Below are 16407 nucleotides of genomic sequence, written 5' to 3'. Positions count from 1 at the left end.
CGAGAATTTTTATAAGGAAGGGGGAATGGCAATCGCACTTAGTTTTAAATCAAGACAATCCCCTGCCACTTGTTCCAAATTCCACTGATTTTTAAACAGTAAAACTGGCGCATCCCAGCGATCTTTGACCACCACCGTATTGAATAACCGTCCCGCTTTTTCCAGGGCATCCCAACCTTCCACCACCCAGCGGGCCAGGGAAAAACCAAGGGGCTCTAATCTGGTTTCTACTCCGTACTCTTCCTGGAGGCGATACTGTACCACTTCAAATTGCAATTGTCCCACCGCGGCCAAAATAGGATCTCGTTTACTTTCATCCAGGGATTGGAGAATTTGCACCGCCCCTTCTTCCTGTAACTCTGATACCCCTTTCTTAAAGTTTTTATACTGACTAGGATCGGTGGATCTGAGATAGGCAAATAGCTCAGGAGAAAAGGATGGAATGGGGGGATAAATTATTTTTTCGCCAGTATGAACCGTATCGCCGATGGTGAATGCCCCCGGATTATTTAAACCAATCACGTCCCCCGCATAGGCAATGTCCACCGATTCCCGTTCCTGGGCAAAAAGTTTTTGGGGTCGGGATAAACGCACTGTTTTGCCCGTTCGGGGATGTTTTACCACCATATCCTTTTCAAATTTACCAGAACAAACCCGCAAAAAGGCAATGCGGTCCCGGTGTTTAGGGTCCATATTGGCCTGGAGTTTAAAGACAAAACCGGAAAATTCTTCATAGGTGGGTTCAATAGTTCCTCGGTTACTGTCATGGGCTTCGGGCTTAGCGGCATACTGCAAAAACGCTTGCAAAAATAGTTCTACGCCAAAGTTATTCATGGCACTGCCAAAAAATACCGGGGTCATTTCTCCGCCATGGACGGCGGCTAAATCAAATTCGGCCCCCGCTTCTTCGATTAATTCCAACTCATCTTGAAATTCGGCGTACACATCACTACCTAGCAATGATTCCAGGGCCGGATCATCTAGGGCCATGGTCTGATCCGCAGCTTTTTTGCTGCCGTGGGTGCCCGTTCGCTCAAACAAATGGATAGTTTTGGTTAAACGGTTGTAAACGCCCCGAAACCGATCGCCGGTGCCGATGGGATAGTTGACCGCATAGGTGTTCATGCCCAATTCCTGTTCAATTTCGTCCATCAATTCCAGGGGGGTCAAGCTGGGGCGATCGAGCTTGTTAATAAAAGTGAAAATGGGCAGATGGCGCAGACGACACACTTCAAACAGTTTGCGGGTTTGGGTTTCTAACCCCTTAGCGGCATCAATTAACATCACCGCGTTGTCTGCTGCGGCCAAGGTACGGTAGGTATCTTCACTAAAATCTTGGTGCCCTGGGGTATCCAACAAGTTAAGAATTTTGCCCCGGTAGTCGAACTGCAGCACGGTGGAAGTGATGGAAATACCCCGCTGTTGCTCCATGGCCATCCAGTCGGACGTGGCACTGCGCTGACTACGGCGAGCTTTCACGGCCCCCGCCTCCTGAATTGCGCCCCCATACAACAACAATTTTTCCGTTAGGGTAGTTTTCCCCGCATCGGGGTGGGAAATGATGGCAAAATTACGACGGCGATCGACCTCTTTCAAAAGATCGTCCAGGGCTTTGTCCGCACACGGCGCAGTGGAAGATGGGGAAGTTTGCATGCGATGGGAAAAAATAAGCGGGCATTAGCAATGGGCCCACTCTTTCTAGGCTCTAGCTGCAAACATTGTCTCAAGTTAACAGCGGATCTGTCCAATGGTGGGTTGGGTTTTGCCCTAGAACTTCTCGCCAATACCGAAGTTAATGCGGGATTCTCCCTCTCCAGTAAAGCCTAGGTCAATGCGGATGGGCCCTACGGGGGACTGGATTCTTACCCCTAAACCGTAGCCCACACCGGAACCGGGCAAACCTCTAACGATCGCCGGAAAACCTGGTACAGCGCCCTGGGAACCAAGGTTAGAGCCGTAGTCCACAAACAAAGCTCCTCCCACCGCTGCGATAATGGGAAAACGATATTCTGCCGTAGCTTGGAAGAAACTACGACCATTGCCCAGTTCCCCTTCTTGATAACCCCGCACGGAGTTACTACCCCCCAAAATGAAAGCTTCATAGGGTGGTAAATCCCCCAGCACAGTTCCCGCTTGCACGTTGAAAGCCACCGTTTGGGGCTGGGTGGATTCCACAAGGCCAAAGCCGGTCAAATCCAGCCAGTTAACTGGAATGTAGTAGCTATAACTACCCCGCAACCGGGTCATCATAATGTTGCCGGTGCCAACGGGAATAGTTTGTTCTGCCCCAAAGCGCACTAGGGAACCACTGGTGGGTTGCAAAGCATTGTTGCGATTATCCTGGGAAGCACCAAAGGAGAGGGTAAACAGCTCATCCACCCCATAATCACTGAAGGACAGGGGCTGGGAATTAAAACCATTTAAAGGGGCAGAAAAGGGAGACAGGGCCCCGGCGGCATTTTCAATGCGGACATTTTGATAGCCAAAACCCGCTGACAAACGCCAATCCGGTGGGGCAAACACATCATCGGCGATCGGTCTAAAAAAGGTCAGCCCTAAACCAGTACGTACAACCCTAGGACTGTCAAAGCCGTTAAAGGTACGAATGGAAGAATCAGCCCCGTCAAAAACGAGGGAAATGGTCCGGCGGCGGAAAAGGTTAGCAGTGTAGGAAGTGCGGAATGGATCGCCACCAATCCACGGGTCGGTAAAGCTAACATCAAACAACAACTCCCTTTGACCTACTTGGGCTTCCACCCCAATGGTTTGGTTGTTGCCCCCCAGATTTCTTTCCTGGTAACTGATGGTACCAAATAGCCCACTGCTGCTACTGATCCCCCCCCCGGCGGCGATCGATCCCGTATTGCCTTCTACTACATCAACGTTGACAATTACTTCAGTGGGATCACTGCCGGGATTAAATGATAACCTGACATCTTCAAACAGTCCCAGGCTATACACCCGCTGTAAGTCCGTTTGGGCTCGATTGCGGTTAAAAACGTCCCCCGGCTTCAAGCGCATTTCCCTGGTGATGATGAAATCCCTGGTTCTGCCCTGCACCGGCTCGTCTTCCGAGTCAAAAAAGCGCACTTGGATATTCTCCACAATGCCCTCGGCAATGACCAAGGTTACCTGGCCATCAGCCCCCACCTGGGGAGACCCCACCACCTGGGCCAGGTCATAACCCTGGTTGGAATACCATTCATTGATGGTTTTAATGCCCTCTTGTAATTCTCGTAGGTTGAGAATTTTGCCGTACTGTTCCCCAAAGGTTTCGTCCACCACTTCCTGGGGCAGAATTCGTTCCTTGCCTTCGGCCGTTTCCGGTACTGTGCGTATGTTCAAGCCGGTGAAAACGGGGTTAGCCTGGACTTCAAAGGTCACCCTCACCCCTAGAGGGGTATCACTGGGGGCTACCCGCACATTACTAAAATAGCCGGTGGCATAGATGGCGTTGACGTCCTCCTGCAACTGAGTACGGGTAGTGGTCCGGCCTGGTTGGGTGCGAATGGCGTTATAAACCAGCAACTCCAGTTCCGGGGTGGTGCCGGTAACCAATACTTCACTGACCAATACCCTTGGTTCTTCCTCGGCTGGGGCTGGGGTAGTAGTACTAGGACTGGCTGGAGGGGTAAAACTAGGCAGTGTCTGGGTGGGTCCCGGGGTTCCCTCGGTGTTAGTGGGAGGGGCATCGGGGGTAAAAGAGGGAGTTTCCTCCGGCGTTTCTTCCGTTACTCCGGTGGTTTCCTCCGTTGCCTCCATTTCTACCGCTTCAACTTCTTCTTCCACTGCGGCCTGGGCCATCAGTGGTGATTGCGGCTCAACGTGATCGGTCTGGTTATCGGTCTTTGTTTCGGCGATTAAATTTTCCTGTTCTACCTGGGCTACCCTTGGAGCAACCTGTGCAACGGCATTGCCATGGGGTAATTCGTTAGCTTGAGCTAATTCCGCGGAATCAACGGGGGCCATGGGGGGCAAATCATCAACCCCGACATCTAAATTACCCGCACTAATCTCCATTGTCTGGCCCAGGCGATCGCCGTCAATTTGCTCAATTTCAGGAGGGATAACACTGATCTCGCCATTCTCGCCATTGAGGGCGTTTATGACGGAGGGGGCAGCTTCCTGGAGAGTTGAATAATTAGAAGCTTCTGACTCGGAAGTGGGGCCGGGGAAATTAAGTTCTGAAGATGGCGAAACTAATAGCTCCGTGTTGTCCCCATCGGCCAACATATTTAGGGGGGAAAATGCCTGAGTTGCCTGGGCTGGAGATGCCCCCAGAACAAGACCACTGGTTAACAAAAGAAGTCGATAGTAAGGAGAAAGAATCACGCTTTTGTTCTGGTTTGACACGTCCTGACACCCAATTCAAGCCATTAATATTAATACGGACACGGGGGGTATGGAAAAATACCCAAAAACAACGCCGCGATGGCTAGAGATTCGCCGCGATTGCTTGCCCATTATCGAGTCCTGTCGGTTTCCTGACAAGCCGTTTGTGCAAGGTTTTAAACTGGTAGGTTGACCCAGACCCGTTGGAAAGGTTCCACACCAAGCAACGATGATCAGAAGGCACCCATTTGGGACTGCAGGCGTTCAATTTGGCTTAAAACCCGTTTTTCCACTGTTTGATAAGCGGCTTCAATTGAGCCCAAATCCCGCCGGAAACGATCTTTGTCTAGTACTCTGGCCTGGGGATCCGCCTGGGCGTTATCCCACAAACGACAGGTATCCGGGCTAATTTCATCGGCTAAGATGATTTTCCCTTGGCGATCGCCGCCAAATTCTAACTTAAAGTCCACTAAGGTGATATCGCACTGGGCAAAAAACCTCTGCAGATGCTGATTGATATTCAAAGCCAAGTCCTTTAGGGTCTGTAATCTCGCTTCATCGGTAACCCCCAACAGCAAGGCCCGTTCCCAGGTCAGGAGGGGATCCCCTAAGGCATCATCTTTGAAATAAAACTCCACCAACGGATTGGGCAGTACTAAGCCTTCCTTCAAACCGGTTTGCTTACAAAGACTGCCGGCGGCAATATTACGCACCACAACCTCCAGGGGAATGATGTTCACCGCTTTGACCAACATTTGGTCATTTTGGGGGCAGTCAATGTAATGAGTGGGAATCCCTAGGGTTTCTAACCACCGGAATAGGGCCGCTGAAATGGCGCAGTTAATGGCTCCTTTGCCCTGGATCTGGCCTTTTTTTTGGGCATTAAAGGCGGTGGCATCGTCCTTAAAAATAGTTAGCAGTACATCTGGGTCCTCGGTGGGGTAGAGGATTTTTGCTTTGCCTTCGTACAGTTTTTCCATGGAAAAGTTACCAAAATGGATGGAGGGCTCTGGGGGCCACATCTGCACTGATTTTAGCGGAGATGGGCATTAATCCCTGGTAGGAGGAAAGGAAAGATTACCATGGTGATGTGGGGTTTGATGACCCCATTGGCCTAGGGAGAAAGAGGAGCCAATCAGATGTTAAAGGCAGTATTGTTAGACTTCAATGGCGTGGTAATCAACGATGAAGCGATCCATCGCAGTCTGATTGACGAGCTATTGTTGACTGAGAATTTGCGTCCCCTCACTCCAGCGGAGTACCAACAGTTTTGTTTGGGCCGCAGTGACCGGGCTTGTTTGGTGGATTTGTTTGAGCATCGGGGCCGGGGGTTAACGGAAGCCTATTTGCAAAAGCTAATTGACCGCAAAGCGGAGAGCTACCATCAAAAACTGGTGGCCCTGGAAACCCTGCCCATCTATGGCGGACTGAAGGAGTTTCTCGAAAAGTTGCAGTTACGACGATTGGCGATCGCCTTGGTGACGGGGGCCGTTAGGTCAGAGGTGGAATACGGATTAGACCGGGCTGGGCTAGCAAGGTACTTTCCAGTCATTGTGGCGGGGGATGATATTGCCAGCAGTAAACCCCAGCCGGATGGCTATCAACTGGCTATTCACAAACTCAATCAATGGCGGCAGAGCCAAGCGGTGACCGATAGCTTGCTCGATGACATCGCTCCCCTGTTACCGGAAAATTGTCTGGCGATCGAAGATACCTTTGCCGGCATTGAAGCGGCGAAAAAAGCCGGTATGGCCGTGGTTGGCATTGCCCATACCTATCCCTATCACTTTATGCAAAGGCAAGCTAACTGGGCAGTGGACCGTTTTGATGAGTTGGATCTAGACCGTTTACAGGTGATTTTTTCCCGGCCCAAACTGGCAGTGTGAATCCTTCAAACCCTGGTTAAAACTGCAAAAAGTAGCTTGAGAATTAGTAAAAATAGGGCAATGGTTGCTACTACGGCGATCGCCCCGGCAATAGCGGCAATAATGACCGTAACTAGAACCGGGAAATCAAGTTGGGTCGCTAGTTCGACAATCTTTGGCCAACGGCTCAAACCCGGCACAGCTAATAGGGCCAGAATGGTTAGGGTATTGAGGCTCAACATTTCCGTTACTTCTAACCAACGCTTGAATTGGGCCAAGATTATCCCCGCCACCACCATGCCCAAAATACCCAAACTAATATTGGTCTGGGGAAAAAGGCTCACAGCAATAATGCCCCAGAAAACCAAAGCGGAACCAGTTAAAGCCCCTTGGAACAGAACTTTGAGAACCGGCAAATTTTGTACCGCCTGGCTAATTTTACCCGGTGTCTTTGGCGCTGTTAGGGGAGAAGCAGAACTTGCTGGGGTTGGTTGAATTTGGGTATTGGTACCTTGGGGAGTGGAAACTGTGGCCCCTGGCGGAGCTTTACCCTGATTGCCTTTACCGCCGTTCAGCACCGCCAAAACCTCTTCCGCACTGGCGTAACGGTCCTTGGGAGTGGGTAAAAGCAAACGGTCAATCACATCGGCCAAGGGCTGGCTCACCTTCAAACCAGGCGATCGCCAATTCCATTGGTTATGGTAAGCGTCGTACAAATCCTGGGCTGTTTTGCCCGTTAACAGGTAAAGACAGGTCACAGCCAAAGCATATAAATCCGTGGCGGGATAAACCTGGTTACCAGCCATCTGTTCCGGTGGCGCAAAACCCATGGAGTAAATGCCCGTGGAACCTTCGTTACTGGCCCCCACCCCGGCGGTTGCTTGCTTTACTGCGCCAAAATCCAACAGATACAATTTGCCCTCTTGGTCCCGCATTAAATTAGACGGTTTAATATCCCGATGAATGGCTCCGGTGCCGTGGACGAAACTAAGAATTTTTAGCATTTCCGTCAGCACCCAACGCACTTCCGCTTCCGACAGGGGGCCATGTTTTTCAACGGTTTTTTCCAAATCCTGACCGTTAATAAATTCCTGCACCAAATAAAAAAACTGATCCTGTTTACCAGTGCGGGGATCGTCCACCAACAGGGGAAAATAAGCAAATAAATCGGGAATCTGGTCATGGCGATTGCCCAACTTTTCCAACACCACCGCTTCCCGTTCAAATAGGGACAAAGCCAAATCTAATTGCTCTTGATTTAAATTCCCTGACGGTTGAAATTGCTTCACCACACAAAAACGCATGGTGGGGGTAAATCGATCTAGGGCCAGATAGGCCGCCCCAAAGCCCCCCTGTCCCAGGAGTTTCACTGGCAAATATCTGCCCGCCAAAATTAGTGGCATCCGACAACTGGTGCAAAACCTTTGTTGTACTGTTTGCAGAGTATTGCGATTATCCAGGTCAGGAAAAGAATTTAAACGGGCACAACCGGGGCGGGTGCAGAGCAGATCCATTGGCTGGTAAGGGTCTGATAGGTTTGGGCGGACTCAGCCCCAGTTTATCTTGTTTTTCTATTAACCTCGGCTGGATGGTGGGTAAAATGGGCTTGGGTTGATTTCTTTAACGTTGGTCGATCGCCTGTTCAGTTTTGGCGTCGAACAGATGAATTTTTTCGGGGTTGATTGTCAGCCAGAGTTGTTCCCCCACCTGGAGGGGATGATCGGGGGCAATGCGGGCTTGGATGGTGAGATCCGGCTCTGTCACTAAATGGGCATAGATAAAAGTATCGTTACCGAGGGCTTCAACCAAATTTACTGTGACAGGAAAAGCGTTGGACCCTTCGGTACTAGGGATAAAACTTTCTGGCCGTACCCCTAGGATCAAGGAACGACCTACGTAGGGGGCCACCAGTCCATGCCACTTTTCCGGCAGATTGAGGGCAAAGGCAGGATGTTGCAACACTGAAGCCGATGCCACTTTGAGGGTAAAAAAATTCATGGGAGGAGAGCCGATAAATTCCCCCACAAAACGGTTGGCGGGTTGATTGTACAAAGTTAAGGGGGGCGCAATTTGTTGAATTACCCCTTGGTTAAGCACCGCAATACGATCGCCCATGGTCATGGCTTCGGTTTGGTCGTGGGTAACGTAAATGGTGGTGGTGCCCAGTTGCCGCTGAATTTGCACAATCTGACTGCGGGTTTCTGCCCTTAGTTTGGCATCCAGGTTGGACAGGGGTTCATCCATCAAAAAGACTTGGGGATTTCTGGCGATCGCCCGACCGAGGGCCACCCGTTGCTTTTGGCCGCCGGATAATTGTTTGGGCAGCCGGTCTAGTAAATGGTCAATTTGCAATTGTTGGGCCACTTGGTTGACCCGTTGAGCCAGTACTTTTTCCTGGGCAGAAAGGTAGTGTAAAGATTTTGGCAAAGGTTTGGTAATGCCCCGTAAACTGTCCCCTACCCAGCGGGGGAATTTATCTTCAGTCTGATTATTTTCCCGATCCAGCATGCGCCGCAAACCAAAGGCAATGTTGTCGTAAACACTCAGGTGGGGATAGAGGGCATAGCTTTGGAACACCATGGCAATGTCCCTGGCTTTGGGCGGTAAATCATTTACCCGGCGATCGCCAATGAGAATATTACCCCCTGTAACGGTTTCCAAACCAGCAATGAGCCGCAGTAGAGTACTTTTACCACAACCGGACGGCCCCACCAGCACCATAAATTCCCCGTCGGCAATTTCCAGGTTAATGGCCTTAAGCACATTCACTGTTCCTCCGTCTTTAGCTTTGTTTTTGCCTTGGGCGGGGAAACTTTTGTAGAGATTTTCGACAATTACCTGGGCCACAGCGGAAACCGAAATCAATTTACATCAAGGCATCCTAGCATCTTCATTGGGGCTATTTTGGGGATTGGTTAACTCCCTAAAATTTGCCGCAAACTGGTTTCTAAATCTGGAGCCTGGAACTGAAAATCTGTTTTGCTAATGGCCCCCGGCAAAACTTCCTGCCCCTCCAGCACTAACTTGGCCCCTTCCCCCAGCAATAATTCCAACGCAATATCCGGTACGGGCAACCAGGAAGGACGGGCCAAAACTTTGCCCAGGGTGTGGCAAAATTCCTTCATCTTGACTGGGTTGGGCGCTGTGGCATTGTACGTTCCCCGTAAAGTTGAGTCCGTTAAAGCTTTATCAATTAAAGCAATTAAATCCCGGCGATCAATCCAAGAAAACCATTGTTCTCCACTGCCCAATGGCCCCCCAGCAAAGAGTTTGAACGGTGGCAACATTTTGGCCAACGCTCCCCCATCGGCCCCCAGCACAATGCCAATGCGAAAAACTACTAACCGAACTCCCAACTGTTCTACCTGGTGGGCGGCATTTTCCCACGCCTGACAAACTTCCGCCAGAAAATCATCTCCAGGCTTACTACTTTCCGTAAAAGTCGCCGTCTCGCTGGTGCCGTAGTAACCTATGGCTGACCCAGAAATCATTACTTGGGGTTTTCTATCCGCTTTGGCGATCGCCTCCACCAACTTTTCTGTGCCCAGCTTTCTGCTATCAAAAATCTCGGCTTTGTAAGCTTCTGTCCATCTTTCCGAAATGGGTTCCCCCGCCAAATTAATCACCGCATCCTGGCCATCAACGACCTTTTGCCAGTCCCCGCTTTTAGTGGCTTCATAGGCGATCGCCTTTAACTGGGGGAAACTACCGGGGGCAAATAACCGTTGGGCCTTAGACACACTACGCACCAGCAAAGTTAGCTCATGGCCCTGTTGATGTAGTAGAGGCACCAAAGAGCACCCCACAAAACCCGTCGCCCCAGTCAAAATAATTTTCATTAATGTACGTCTCCCACCACCAGCAGTAATGTGATTTTGACAATTGACAACCCTCCCCATCTTAGGGGGAACGGTCCTTAGTGACCAACTGGCCATGACCCTGGGGGGAGTAGGAGTAAGTTAAAATGAAAACCTGCATTGTGCTGTCAATGTTCCCCAGAGGATCTACCCAATGATTGAGATGAGAGTAGCTGGCATTGCCCTCGATGCGGTAAGTCGCAGTCCCATCGTATTGCTCAAGGATGGATCTGAACGGCGGGCATTACCCATTTATATCAGCCAAGACCAAGCTCGGTCGATTATCGGAGCCCTGGAAAATCAAAAGCCCACCCGTCCCCTCACCCATGACCTGATGGTCAATCTCCTCACCACCTGGGATGTGGACCTCAAAAAAATTATTATTCATTCCCTGCAGGATAATACCTTTTACGCTGTGCTCTGTTGTGCCCAGGGGGATCAAATTAGGGAAATTGACTGCCGCCCCAGTGATGCCATTTCCCTCGCGTTGCGGATGGACAGTCCCATTTGGGTGATGGAAGAAGTGTTGGCCGATGCTTCCATTCCCGTGGATCGAGATGCGGACGAAGAAGAAAGACAAGCTTTTCGGGATTTTCTCGACAATGTTAGCCCGGAAACCCTGATCAAACAGGCTCGCCTAAGTTCCGATAGCTTTGAGGCGGAATCCGATAGTTAGCCCCCTCAAAATCATTAAGCAATATTTAGTTCAGGTTAATAAATGGTGGTTGTAGATCTCTCAACGAAGGGCGATTGCCATGGAAACGGAAAAGAGCGAAAAAATAATTTCCCTTGGTTGATTGCTAAACTTAATTGTTGATTGAACCTTAAGCCTACTGTTACTGTGCCCATGACTGTTGTCCCCGACTACCTTGCCCACCTCAATCCTTCCCAACGGCGGGCGGTGGAGCATTTTTGTGGCCCTCTTTTGGTGGTGGCCGGGGCCGGCTCAGGGAAAACTAGGGCACTAACCTACCGCATTGCCCATCTAATTCGTCAGCATCGCATCAATCCGGAAAATATCCTGGCGGTAACCTTTACCAATAAAGCCGCCAAGGAAATGAAGGAACGTTTGGAAAAGATTTTTGCCCAAGCCTGGGCCCAACAGGAATTTAGCCAACGGTGGGAATTGTTGGGGAAATATGAACAAAAACAGTTGCTTTCCAGGGTGTACAAAACAGTTACGAAACCCCTCTGGATTGGCACTTTCCACAGTCTATGTTCTCGTATTCTCCGCTACGACATTGATAAATATCAGGACAGCAGTGGCCGCCGTTGGACAAAACAGTTTTCCATTTTTGATGAAAGTGACGTGCAAAGTTTGTTTAAGACCATTGTCACTAAGGATATGGATTTGGACGAAAAACAGTTCAATCCTAAGAGTATTCGCTACCAGGTCAGTAATGCCAAAAACCTCGGGCAATCACCGGAGACCTATCTAAGGGAAAATCCCAGTTATAAAGGTAGGGTCATTGCGGAAGTTTACCAAGCTTACCAAAATCAATTGGCCGCTAATAACGCTCTAGATTTTGATGATTTAATTCTCATCCCTACCCGTTTATTTCAACAAAATGAATCAGTTTTAGGCTACTGGCACCGAAAATTTAACCATATTTTGGTGGATGAATACCAAGACACTAATCGCATCCAATATGATTTAATTCGTCTGCTGAGCACCAATGGGGAAGAACGGCAGTCGGAGTGGGATTGGCGGGGGCGTTCCACTTTTGTGGTGGGGGATGCAGACCAATCTATTTACAGTTTCCGCATGGCAGACTTTACCATCCTGCTCAATTTCCAAGAGGATTTTGGCGATCGCCTGTTGGATGGGGAAACGACCACCATGGTCAAACTAGAGGAAAATTACCGTTCTCGGGAAAATATCCTCCAAGCGGCTAACCATTTAATTGAACATAATAGCCAACGGATTGACAAGATCCTCAAGGCTACCCGGAGTGGCGGAGATGATATTATCCTTTACCAGGCGGATGATGAAAGGGATGAGTCCCGTTTTGTGATTAATAAAATTCTGAGCTTAAGGAAAAATAACCCAGAATTAAATTTTGGTGATTTTGCTATTTTATATCGCACCAATGCCCAATCCCGGGCCTTTGAAGAACAGCTATTAAATAATAATATTCGCTACAATATTGTCGGTGGTTTTCGCTTCTACGATCGCCAGGAAATTAAAGATGCCATTGCCTATCTCCGGGTGTTAGTTAATCCGGCGGATACGGTCAGCTTGTTGCGTATCATCAATACTCCCCGGCGGGGCATCGGTAAATCCACCATTGAAGGTTTTGTTAATGCCTCTAAGGAATTGGACATTCCCCTGTGGGAAATTATTACCGACGAAACTTCGGTGAATACTCTGGCCGGGCGATCAGGTAAAAAAACCCTGCAATTTGCCCGCATGCTCCAGGAAATCCAAAGCCAAATTGGTGAGCTTTCTGCGTCGGAAGCCCTCAGCTTAGTGTTGGAAAAATCCAATTATGTGGACGACTTAAAGCAAAAAGGCACCGAAGAAGCGGATAATCGCCTGGCCAACCTGGGGGAATTGGACAATGCAGTGCGACAGTTTGAAGCAGAAAGTGAAGACCCTAGCCTAGTGGATTTTTTGGCTTCAGCATCCCTCACTTCCGACCTTGATGACCTGGAGGAATCCGGAGACGAAGTGTCCCTCATGACTCTCCACTCTGCTAAGGGCCTGGAATTTCCAGTGGTCTTCTTAGTGGGGTTGGAGCAGGGCACTTGCCCCCACGCCCGCAGTTTAAATGATCCTTTGGATCTAGAAGAGGAACGCCGTTTATGTTACGTGGGCATTACCAGAGCCCAGGAAAATCTCTTTTTGACCCATGCTCGCATGCGTTACATCTGGGGTTCTTTAGAAACCAAAATACCGTCCCAATTTCTCCAGGAATTACCACCGGATTTATTGGCCGATGGCTCAACTGGTCGTAGAACTGGTCGCAATGCTCCTGCCGCCGATCCCAAGGGACCTTCCATTGCCCAAAAACAAGCCCGAAAAAAAACTGGTTCCCAGTCCACTCAACCGGCTAAAGACCTAATCTGGAATGTTGGCGATCGGGTAATGCACAACAATTTTGGAGAAGGCACTGTGACCCACATTTTAGGCAAAGGCCATAAAGCTAATTTGGCCATCAAATTTCCCGGCATTGGTGTGAAAATTATTGACCCCAGTTTCGCCCCTCTACGCCGCCTTTGACTAACGTGAGTTCGAGATAAGAAAGAGGACTGAACAATGGGCTAAAAGCTTTATAGATCAATACATTCGGCAATGACATCAGACTCATGATTTCTGTTTTTTCATCCTCACAAGTGATTTTTTTGAAGTCCTGAAGCCCCAAATCCCCCAGTGTAGCTGGCGAAAAAGCCTCCATTGCAGTCAGAGCAATACTTCTAAGGATCGGCTTAACCCGAACTCGCGTTAACTACCAAAATTTTTCCGTTGCGAATACTAAGCCATGCTCCACTTCAAGAATCTTGAGGCCCTTGCCTTGAAGGCTTTTCGTCCGAAACTGTAACTTTTTGTTCAAATGCGCACGTTGGTCTTCTTAGAAACAGCAACCATTTCACCCTTGCCAGAAGGTAGCGGAGAGTCCAGCAATTAAGATAGGGACTGAGAAAGCGCCATCCTTCCCGATGGACTCGCCTGTGATAGAAAACCAGCGTGTAAGCAAAATCGCGAATTCTTCGTCCCCAGTAGATTTTTTGAATGCCACCGAGATCAAGGCGAATGCCATGGCGACTGTAGTTGGCATAGTTGAGAGGATTAAGGGGTGTGAGTTGCTGCTGTTGAGCTAGACTATCATAGGAGCGTCCAGGGCGAGTTTTAGGACAATCATCCGGTTCGATCCATTCACACAGCATCCAGGTGAGTCCAGCGGCATGGAACTGCGCTACGTCACGGGTGACATGCTGGGATCGCAAATATATTCCTACTGGTATCTCGGACCAAACGCCATGTTGCCAGACGAAATCCGGTTCGAAAAAGGCTTTAAATGCCCAGGAGTGCGTCTTCTCCCGGTATGTTATGTCAAGCCTAACTACCTGTCCAATCATTCCACTTCCAGCATGGCTGATGCGAAGTTCCAGAGTACCTTGCAGACTCTGAAGGTGGAGAGTTGTTTTTGGGAAGGGCTGCGGTGATCTTCCTACACTCTCTGCTAAGCGATCAAAAAAGGCAAGAAGTAGTGGTTCTGGCAAATAATCACAGAAAATACAAGGCAAATGACCGAAATACAAACGCTCATGCCCATTTTGCTGGCAAATGTTGCAGACGTAGCGGTAGAACTGCCAGGGAGAAAGAAGGGTTGTGCGTGCAAGGATATCGAGCTCGGTAGGGTCACAGGGTGAAATTAAAGGGTTAGAGGCGGAGGATTGAAAACGCTTCCAGAGGGTGAGAGTCAATGTAGTCGTTCGAGTGCAAAGACGCTGGGGTTAATATTTAACGTGAGTTCGGGTTAAGCCGATCCTTAGAAGTATTGCTCTGACTGCAATGGAGGTTTTTTCGCCAAGTACACTGGGGGATTTGGGGCTTCAGGACTTCAAAAAAATCACTTGTGAGGATGCAAAAACACAAATCACGAGTCTGATGTCATTCCCGAATGTATTGACCTGTAAAGCTTGTAGCCTATTGTCAGTCATCTTTCTTATCCCGAACTCACGTTACTTACAATACGAATAACCGAACAAAGGCGCAAGACTAGTTAAATCAGAGACTATTCTTCATAATATTCAGGCATTTTTTCCCGGCGGGTTTCCGGAATATTCACCCGGGGAGGGCTGTAGGGAGCAGGGGCCTCATCGTCGTCCCAGACATCGCCAGCCACTCCATCTTCATAATCATAATCCGGTTCTGGAGCAGAAGAACGGGAAGACGCTTCCCCCCAATTATCCACTTCATAATCATCTTCATATTCCGGCTCTGGATAACGCAGAGGGGCCACTTCCCGACGAGGGGGCGGCGCAGGGCGGGTATCTTGCCAATCGTCCTCGTTCCAACGCTCTTCCAACACGGGCTCCGGTTGACGGACTTGTACCGGTGGCCGCACGGGGATGCCACTGCCCAATTGATTTTCAGGGCGGGTAGTGGGGGGATAATACAAATCCTCTTCCATCCGTTCCCAAGAAGGACGGCCAATGCCAAGGCGTTCCAGTAATCCCACACTGAGTTGATTTAATCTTTCCTCTGCTCCTTCAAAAACGATCAAACGGTTGGGACCACTGCTCACCACCTCGTCAATGGAAAGCTCGTAGGTGCTGATAAGTTGGTCAGGAATTTGGGGTAATCCCAAGGAAGCGATGATAATGGAGGAAACTTTGCCAGTGGCGAGGTCAAACTGAAAATCCCTTACCCTACCCAGGGGTTCTCCCGTTTCAGTAACCACTTCGCTATTGACCAGAGGGGAATAGAGGTCCACTTCCACCAATTCAAAAACATCATCGTTTTCTACTAAGACCACGTCCCCGGTTTGGACAATACTGTTCAGGTAAAGATATTGGGGCATCCCGGTTAAAGACAAAAAGTTGTCCCGCAGTCCCAGGGCGACAATTTCTCGCTGATCGACATCGACTAGCACTTCTTTGACTACCCCCAGTTTTTTGCCGCTGCTGCGGGTAATAACTTCGGTGTTAATAAATTCGTTTCTAAGACGGATGTTATCAATGGTCATTGTGGTTTGGCGATCGCCGTGGTCAGAGGGGAGTTAAAACTGAGGTTGGGAGGATTGAGGTTTGATTAATTACGTTACAGAAAGCATTGGGAACGGAGTCGGGAATGGCCAGCGCAAAGTTGTTGCCAGTCAGTTTACTTTACTTCATGAAAACATTGTAGCGAATGGCTTGATTTTCTTGGGCAAAATTGCTAGGAATGCTTATTTAAGGGCAAAAAGCCATCCTAGTGACTGTGGAATGCCCCCCGTTCTGGAAAAAATGGCGCAGTTATTTCCGCTACCCTGACCCCCAAACCCCGGAGCATATCAGCCAATACCGGATCCGGTGCCAATCGCAGATAATCCAAGTTCACTTCTAGGGGCACATGGCGATTACCCAAATGATAGGCGGCCTTCAACAAAATAAGGCGATCGCCACTGGTGAGATGGAGCAGAGGTTCATCCGCTGCCAAAATAGTAATCGTTTCCCCTGTGGGAGAGCCGAGGCAATCCCCTGGACGTAAAAAACTTCCCCTGGGCAATTGAATAAATAGAGACGGAAAGCCAGGTTTATCAAAACGATAGCGGGTGCGACCCCTTTCCTCGGCGGTGAGGGGGAGGTCCCAGGTGGTGGCATCGGGTACTGTTTCTAGGCGATGATCAAAAATCACCATGGAGTAT

Annotated in this window: 12 protein-coding genes; 3 read left to right on the top strand and 9 right to left on the bottom strand. The window is 49.4% G+C overall.

Features of this window, described 5'->3' with window-relative positions; all coding sequences use genetic code 11:
- Nucleotides 1-9: 9 nt before the first annotated feature.
- The 3 genes from prfC to purC form a co-directional block, all read right to left on the bottom strand.
- Entirely contained in the window at nucleotides 10-1653 is a 1644-nt protein-coding gene (gene prfC, locus SYNPCCP_RS04845) for a peptide chain release factor 3 (RefSeq protein WP_010872143.1), read from the bottom strand.
- 114 nt (nucleotides 1654-1767) lie between these two features.
- On the bottom strand, nucleotides 1768-4353 hold the full coding sequence (locus SYNPCCP_RS04840) for an IAP75 family chloroplast envelope protein translocase (RefSeq protein WP_010872142.1): 2586 nt from the start codon (nucleotides 4351-4353) through the stop codon (nucleotides 1768-1770).
- 212 nt (nucleotides 4354-4565) lie between these two features.
- Nucleotides 4566-5360 carry a phosphoribosylaminoimidazolesuccinocarboxamide synthase gene (purC, locus tag SYNPCCP_RS04835; protein ID WP_010872141.1) on the bottom strand — a complete coding sequence of 265 codons (795 nt, stop codon included), beginning with the start codon at nucleotides 5358-5360 and terminating at the stop codon, nucleotides 4566-4568.
- A 111-nt stretch (nucleotides 5361-5471) separates the two neighbouring features.
- Between purC and SYNPCCP_RS04830 the strand changes: the two genes are divergently transcribed.
- Nucleotides 5472-6218 (top strand): HAD family phosphatase, encoded by a 747-nt coding sequence (locus SYNPCCP_RS04830; protein WP_010872140.1) that lies wholly within the window; start codon nucleotides 5472-5474, stop codon nucleotides 6216-6218.
- 5 nt (nucleotides 6219-6223) lie between these two features.
- On the opposite strand, the gene SYNPCCP_RS04825 is transcribed toward SYNPCCP_RS04830, so the two are convergent.
- From SYNPCCP_RS04825 to SYNPCCP_RS04815, 3 genes are all read right to left on the bottom strand, one after another.
- On the bottom strand, nucleotides 6224-7711 hold the full coding sequence (locus SYNPCCP_RS04825; RefSeq protein WP_010872139.1) for a serine/threonine-protein kinase: 1488 nt from the start codon (nucleotides 7709-7711) through the stop codon (nucleotides 6224-6226).
- A 106-nt stretch (nucleotides 7712-7817) separates the two neighbouring features.
- Complete coding sequence (locus SYNPCCP_RS04820) at nucleotides 7818-9044, bottom strand: ABC transporter ATP-binding protein (protein WP_010872138.1); 1227 nt, start codon at nucleotides 9042-9044, stop codon at nucleotides 7818-7820.
- 68 nt (nucleotides 9045-9112) lie between these two features.
- A complete protein-coding gene (locus SYNPCCP_RS04815; RefSeq protein ID WP_014407090.1) occupies nucleotides 9113-10036 on the bottom strand; it encodes a TIGR01777 family oxidoreductase in 924 nt (307 codons plus the stop codon).
- A 172-nt stretch (nucleotides 10037-10208) separates the two neighbouring features.
- Between SYNPCCP_RS04815 and SYNPCCP_RS04810 the strand changes: the two genes are divergently transcribed.
- The gene (locus tag SYNPCCP_RS04810) at nucleotides 10209-10730 is read left to right on the top strand and encodes a bifunctional nuclease family protein (protein ID WP_010872136.1); all 522 of its coding nucleotides are present in this window, start codon (nucleotides 10209-10211) and stop codon (nucleotides 10728-10730) included.
- A gap of 165 nt (nucleotides 10731-10895) precedes the next feature.
- Nucleotides 10896-13277 carry a DNA helicase PcrA gene (gene pcrA, locus SYNPCCP_RS04805; RefSeq protein ID WP_010872135.1) on the top strand — a complete coding sequence of 794 codons (2382 nt, stop codon included), beginning with the start codon at nucleotides 10896-10898 and terminating at the stop codon, nucleotides 13275-13277.
- Between the two features lie 269 nt (nucleotides 13278-13546).
- On the opposite strand, the gene SYNPCCP_RS17550 is transcribed toward pcrA, so the two are convergent.
- The 3 genes from SYNPCCP_RS17550 to ureE all read right to left on the bottom strand — a co-directional run bounded on the left by SYNPCCP_RS17550 (nucleotide 13547) and on the right by ureE (nucleotide 16400).
- The gene (locus SYNPCCP_RS17550; RefSeq protein WP_223211349.1) at nucleotides 13547-14482 is read right to left on the bottom strand and encodes a hypothetical protein; all 936 of its coding nucleotides are present in this window, start codon (nucleotides 14480-14482) and stop codon (nucleotides 13547-13549) included.
- Nucleotides 14483-14793: 311 nt separating this feature from the next.
- Complete coding sequence (locus SYNPCCP_RS04795; RefSeq protein ID WP_010872133.1) at nucleotides 14794-15747, bottom strand: PRC-barrel domain-containing protein; 954 nt, start codon at nucleotides 15745-15747, stop codon at nucleotides 14794-14796.
- A 224-nt stretch (nucleotides 15748-15971) separates the two neighbouring features.
- Nucleotides 15972-16400, bottom strand: coding sequence for an urease accessory protein UreE (ureE, locus tag SYNPCCP_RS04790; protein ID WP_010872132.1), 429 nt, complete (start codon nucleotides 16398-16400; stop codon nucleotides 15972-15974).
- Nucleotides 16401-16407 lie beyond the last annotated feature (7 nt).

Origin of the sequence: Synechocystis sp. PCC 6803 substr. PCC-P (genome assembly GCF_000284455.1) — a bacterium.
Lineage (GTDB): Bacteria > Cyanobacteriota > Cyanobacteriia > Cyanobacteriales > Microcystaceae > Synechocystis.
This window is presented reverse-complemented; position numbering and strand designations above follow the sequence as displayed.

Excerpts from the sequence above, each read along its gene's own strand:
- prfC (WP_010872143.1), bottom strand. The coding sequence starts at position 1,653 with ATGCAAACTTCCCCATCTTCCACTGCGCCGTGTGCGGACAAAGCCCTG.
- SYNPCCP_RS04830 (WP_010872140.1), top strand. The coding sequence starts at position 5,472 with ATGTTAAAGGCAGTATTGTTAGACTTCAATGGCGTGGTAATCAACGAT.
- ureE (WP_010872132.1), bottom strand. The coding sequence starts at position 16,400 with ATGGTGATTTTTGATCATCGCCTAGAAACAGTACCCGATGCCACCACC.
- SYNPCCP_RS04825 (WP_010872139.1), bottom strand. The coding sequence starts at position 7,711 with ATGGATCTGCTCTGCACCCGCCCCGGTTGTGCCCGTTTAAATTCTTTT.
- SYNPCCP_RS04795 (WP_010872133.1), bottom strand. The coding sequence starts at position 15,747 with ATGACCATTGATAACATCCGTCTTAGAAACGAATTTATTAACACCGAA.
- SYNPCCP_RS04810 (WP_010872136.1), top strand. The coding sequence starts at position 10,209 with ATGATTGAGATGAGAGTAGCTGGCATTGCCCTCGATGCGGTAAGTCGC.
- SYNPCCP_RS04815 (WP_014407090.1), bottom strand. The coding sequence starts at position 10,036 with ATGAAAATTATTTTGACTGGGGCGACGGGTTTTGTGGGGTGCTCTTTG.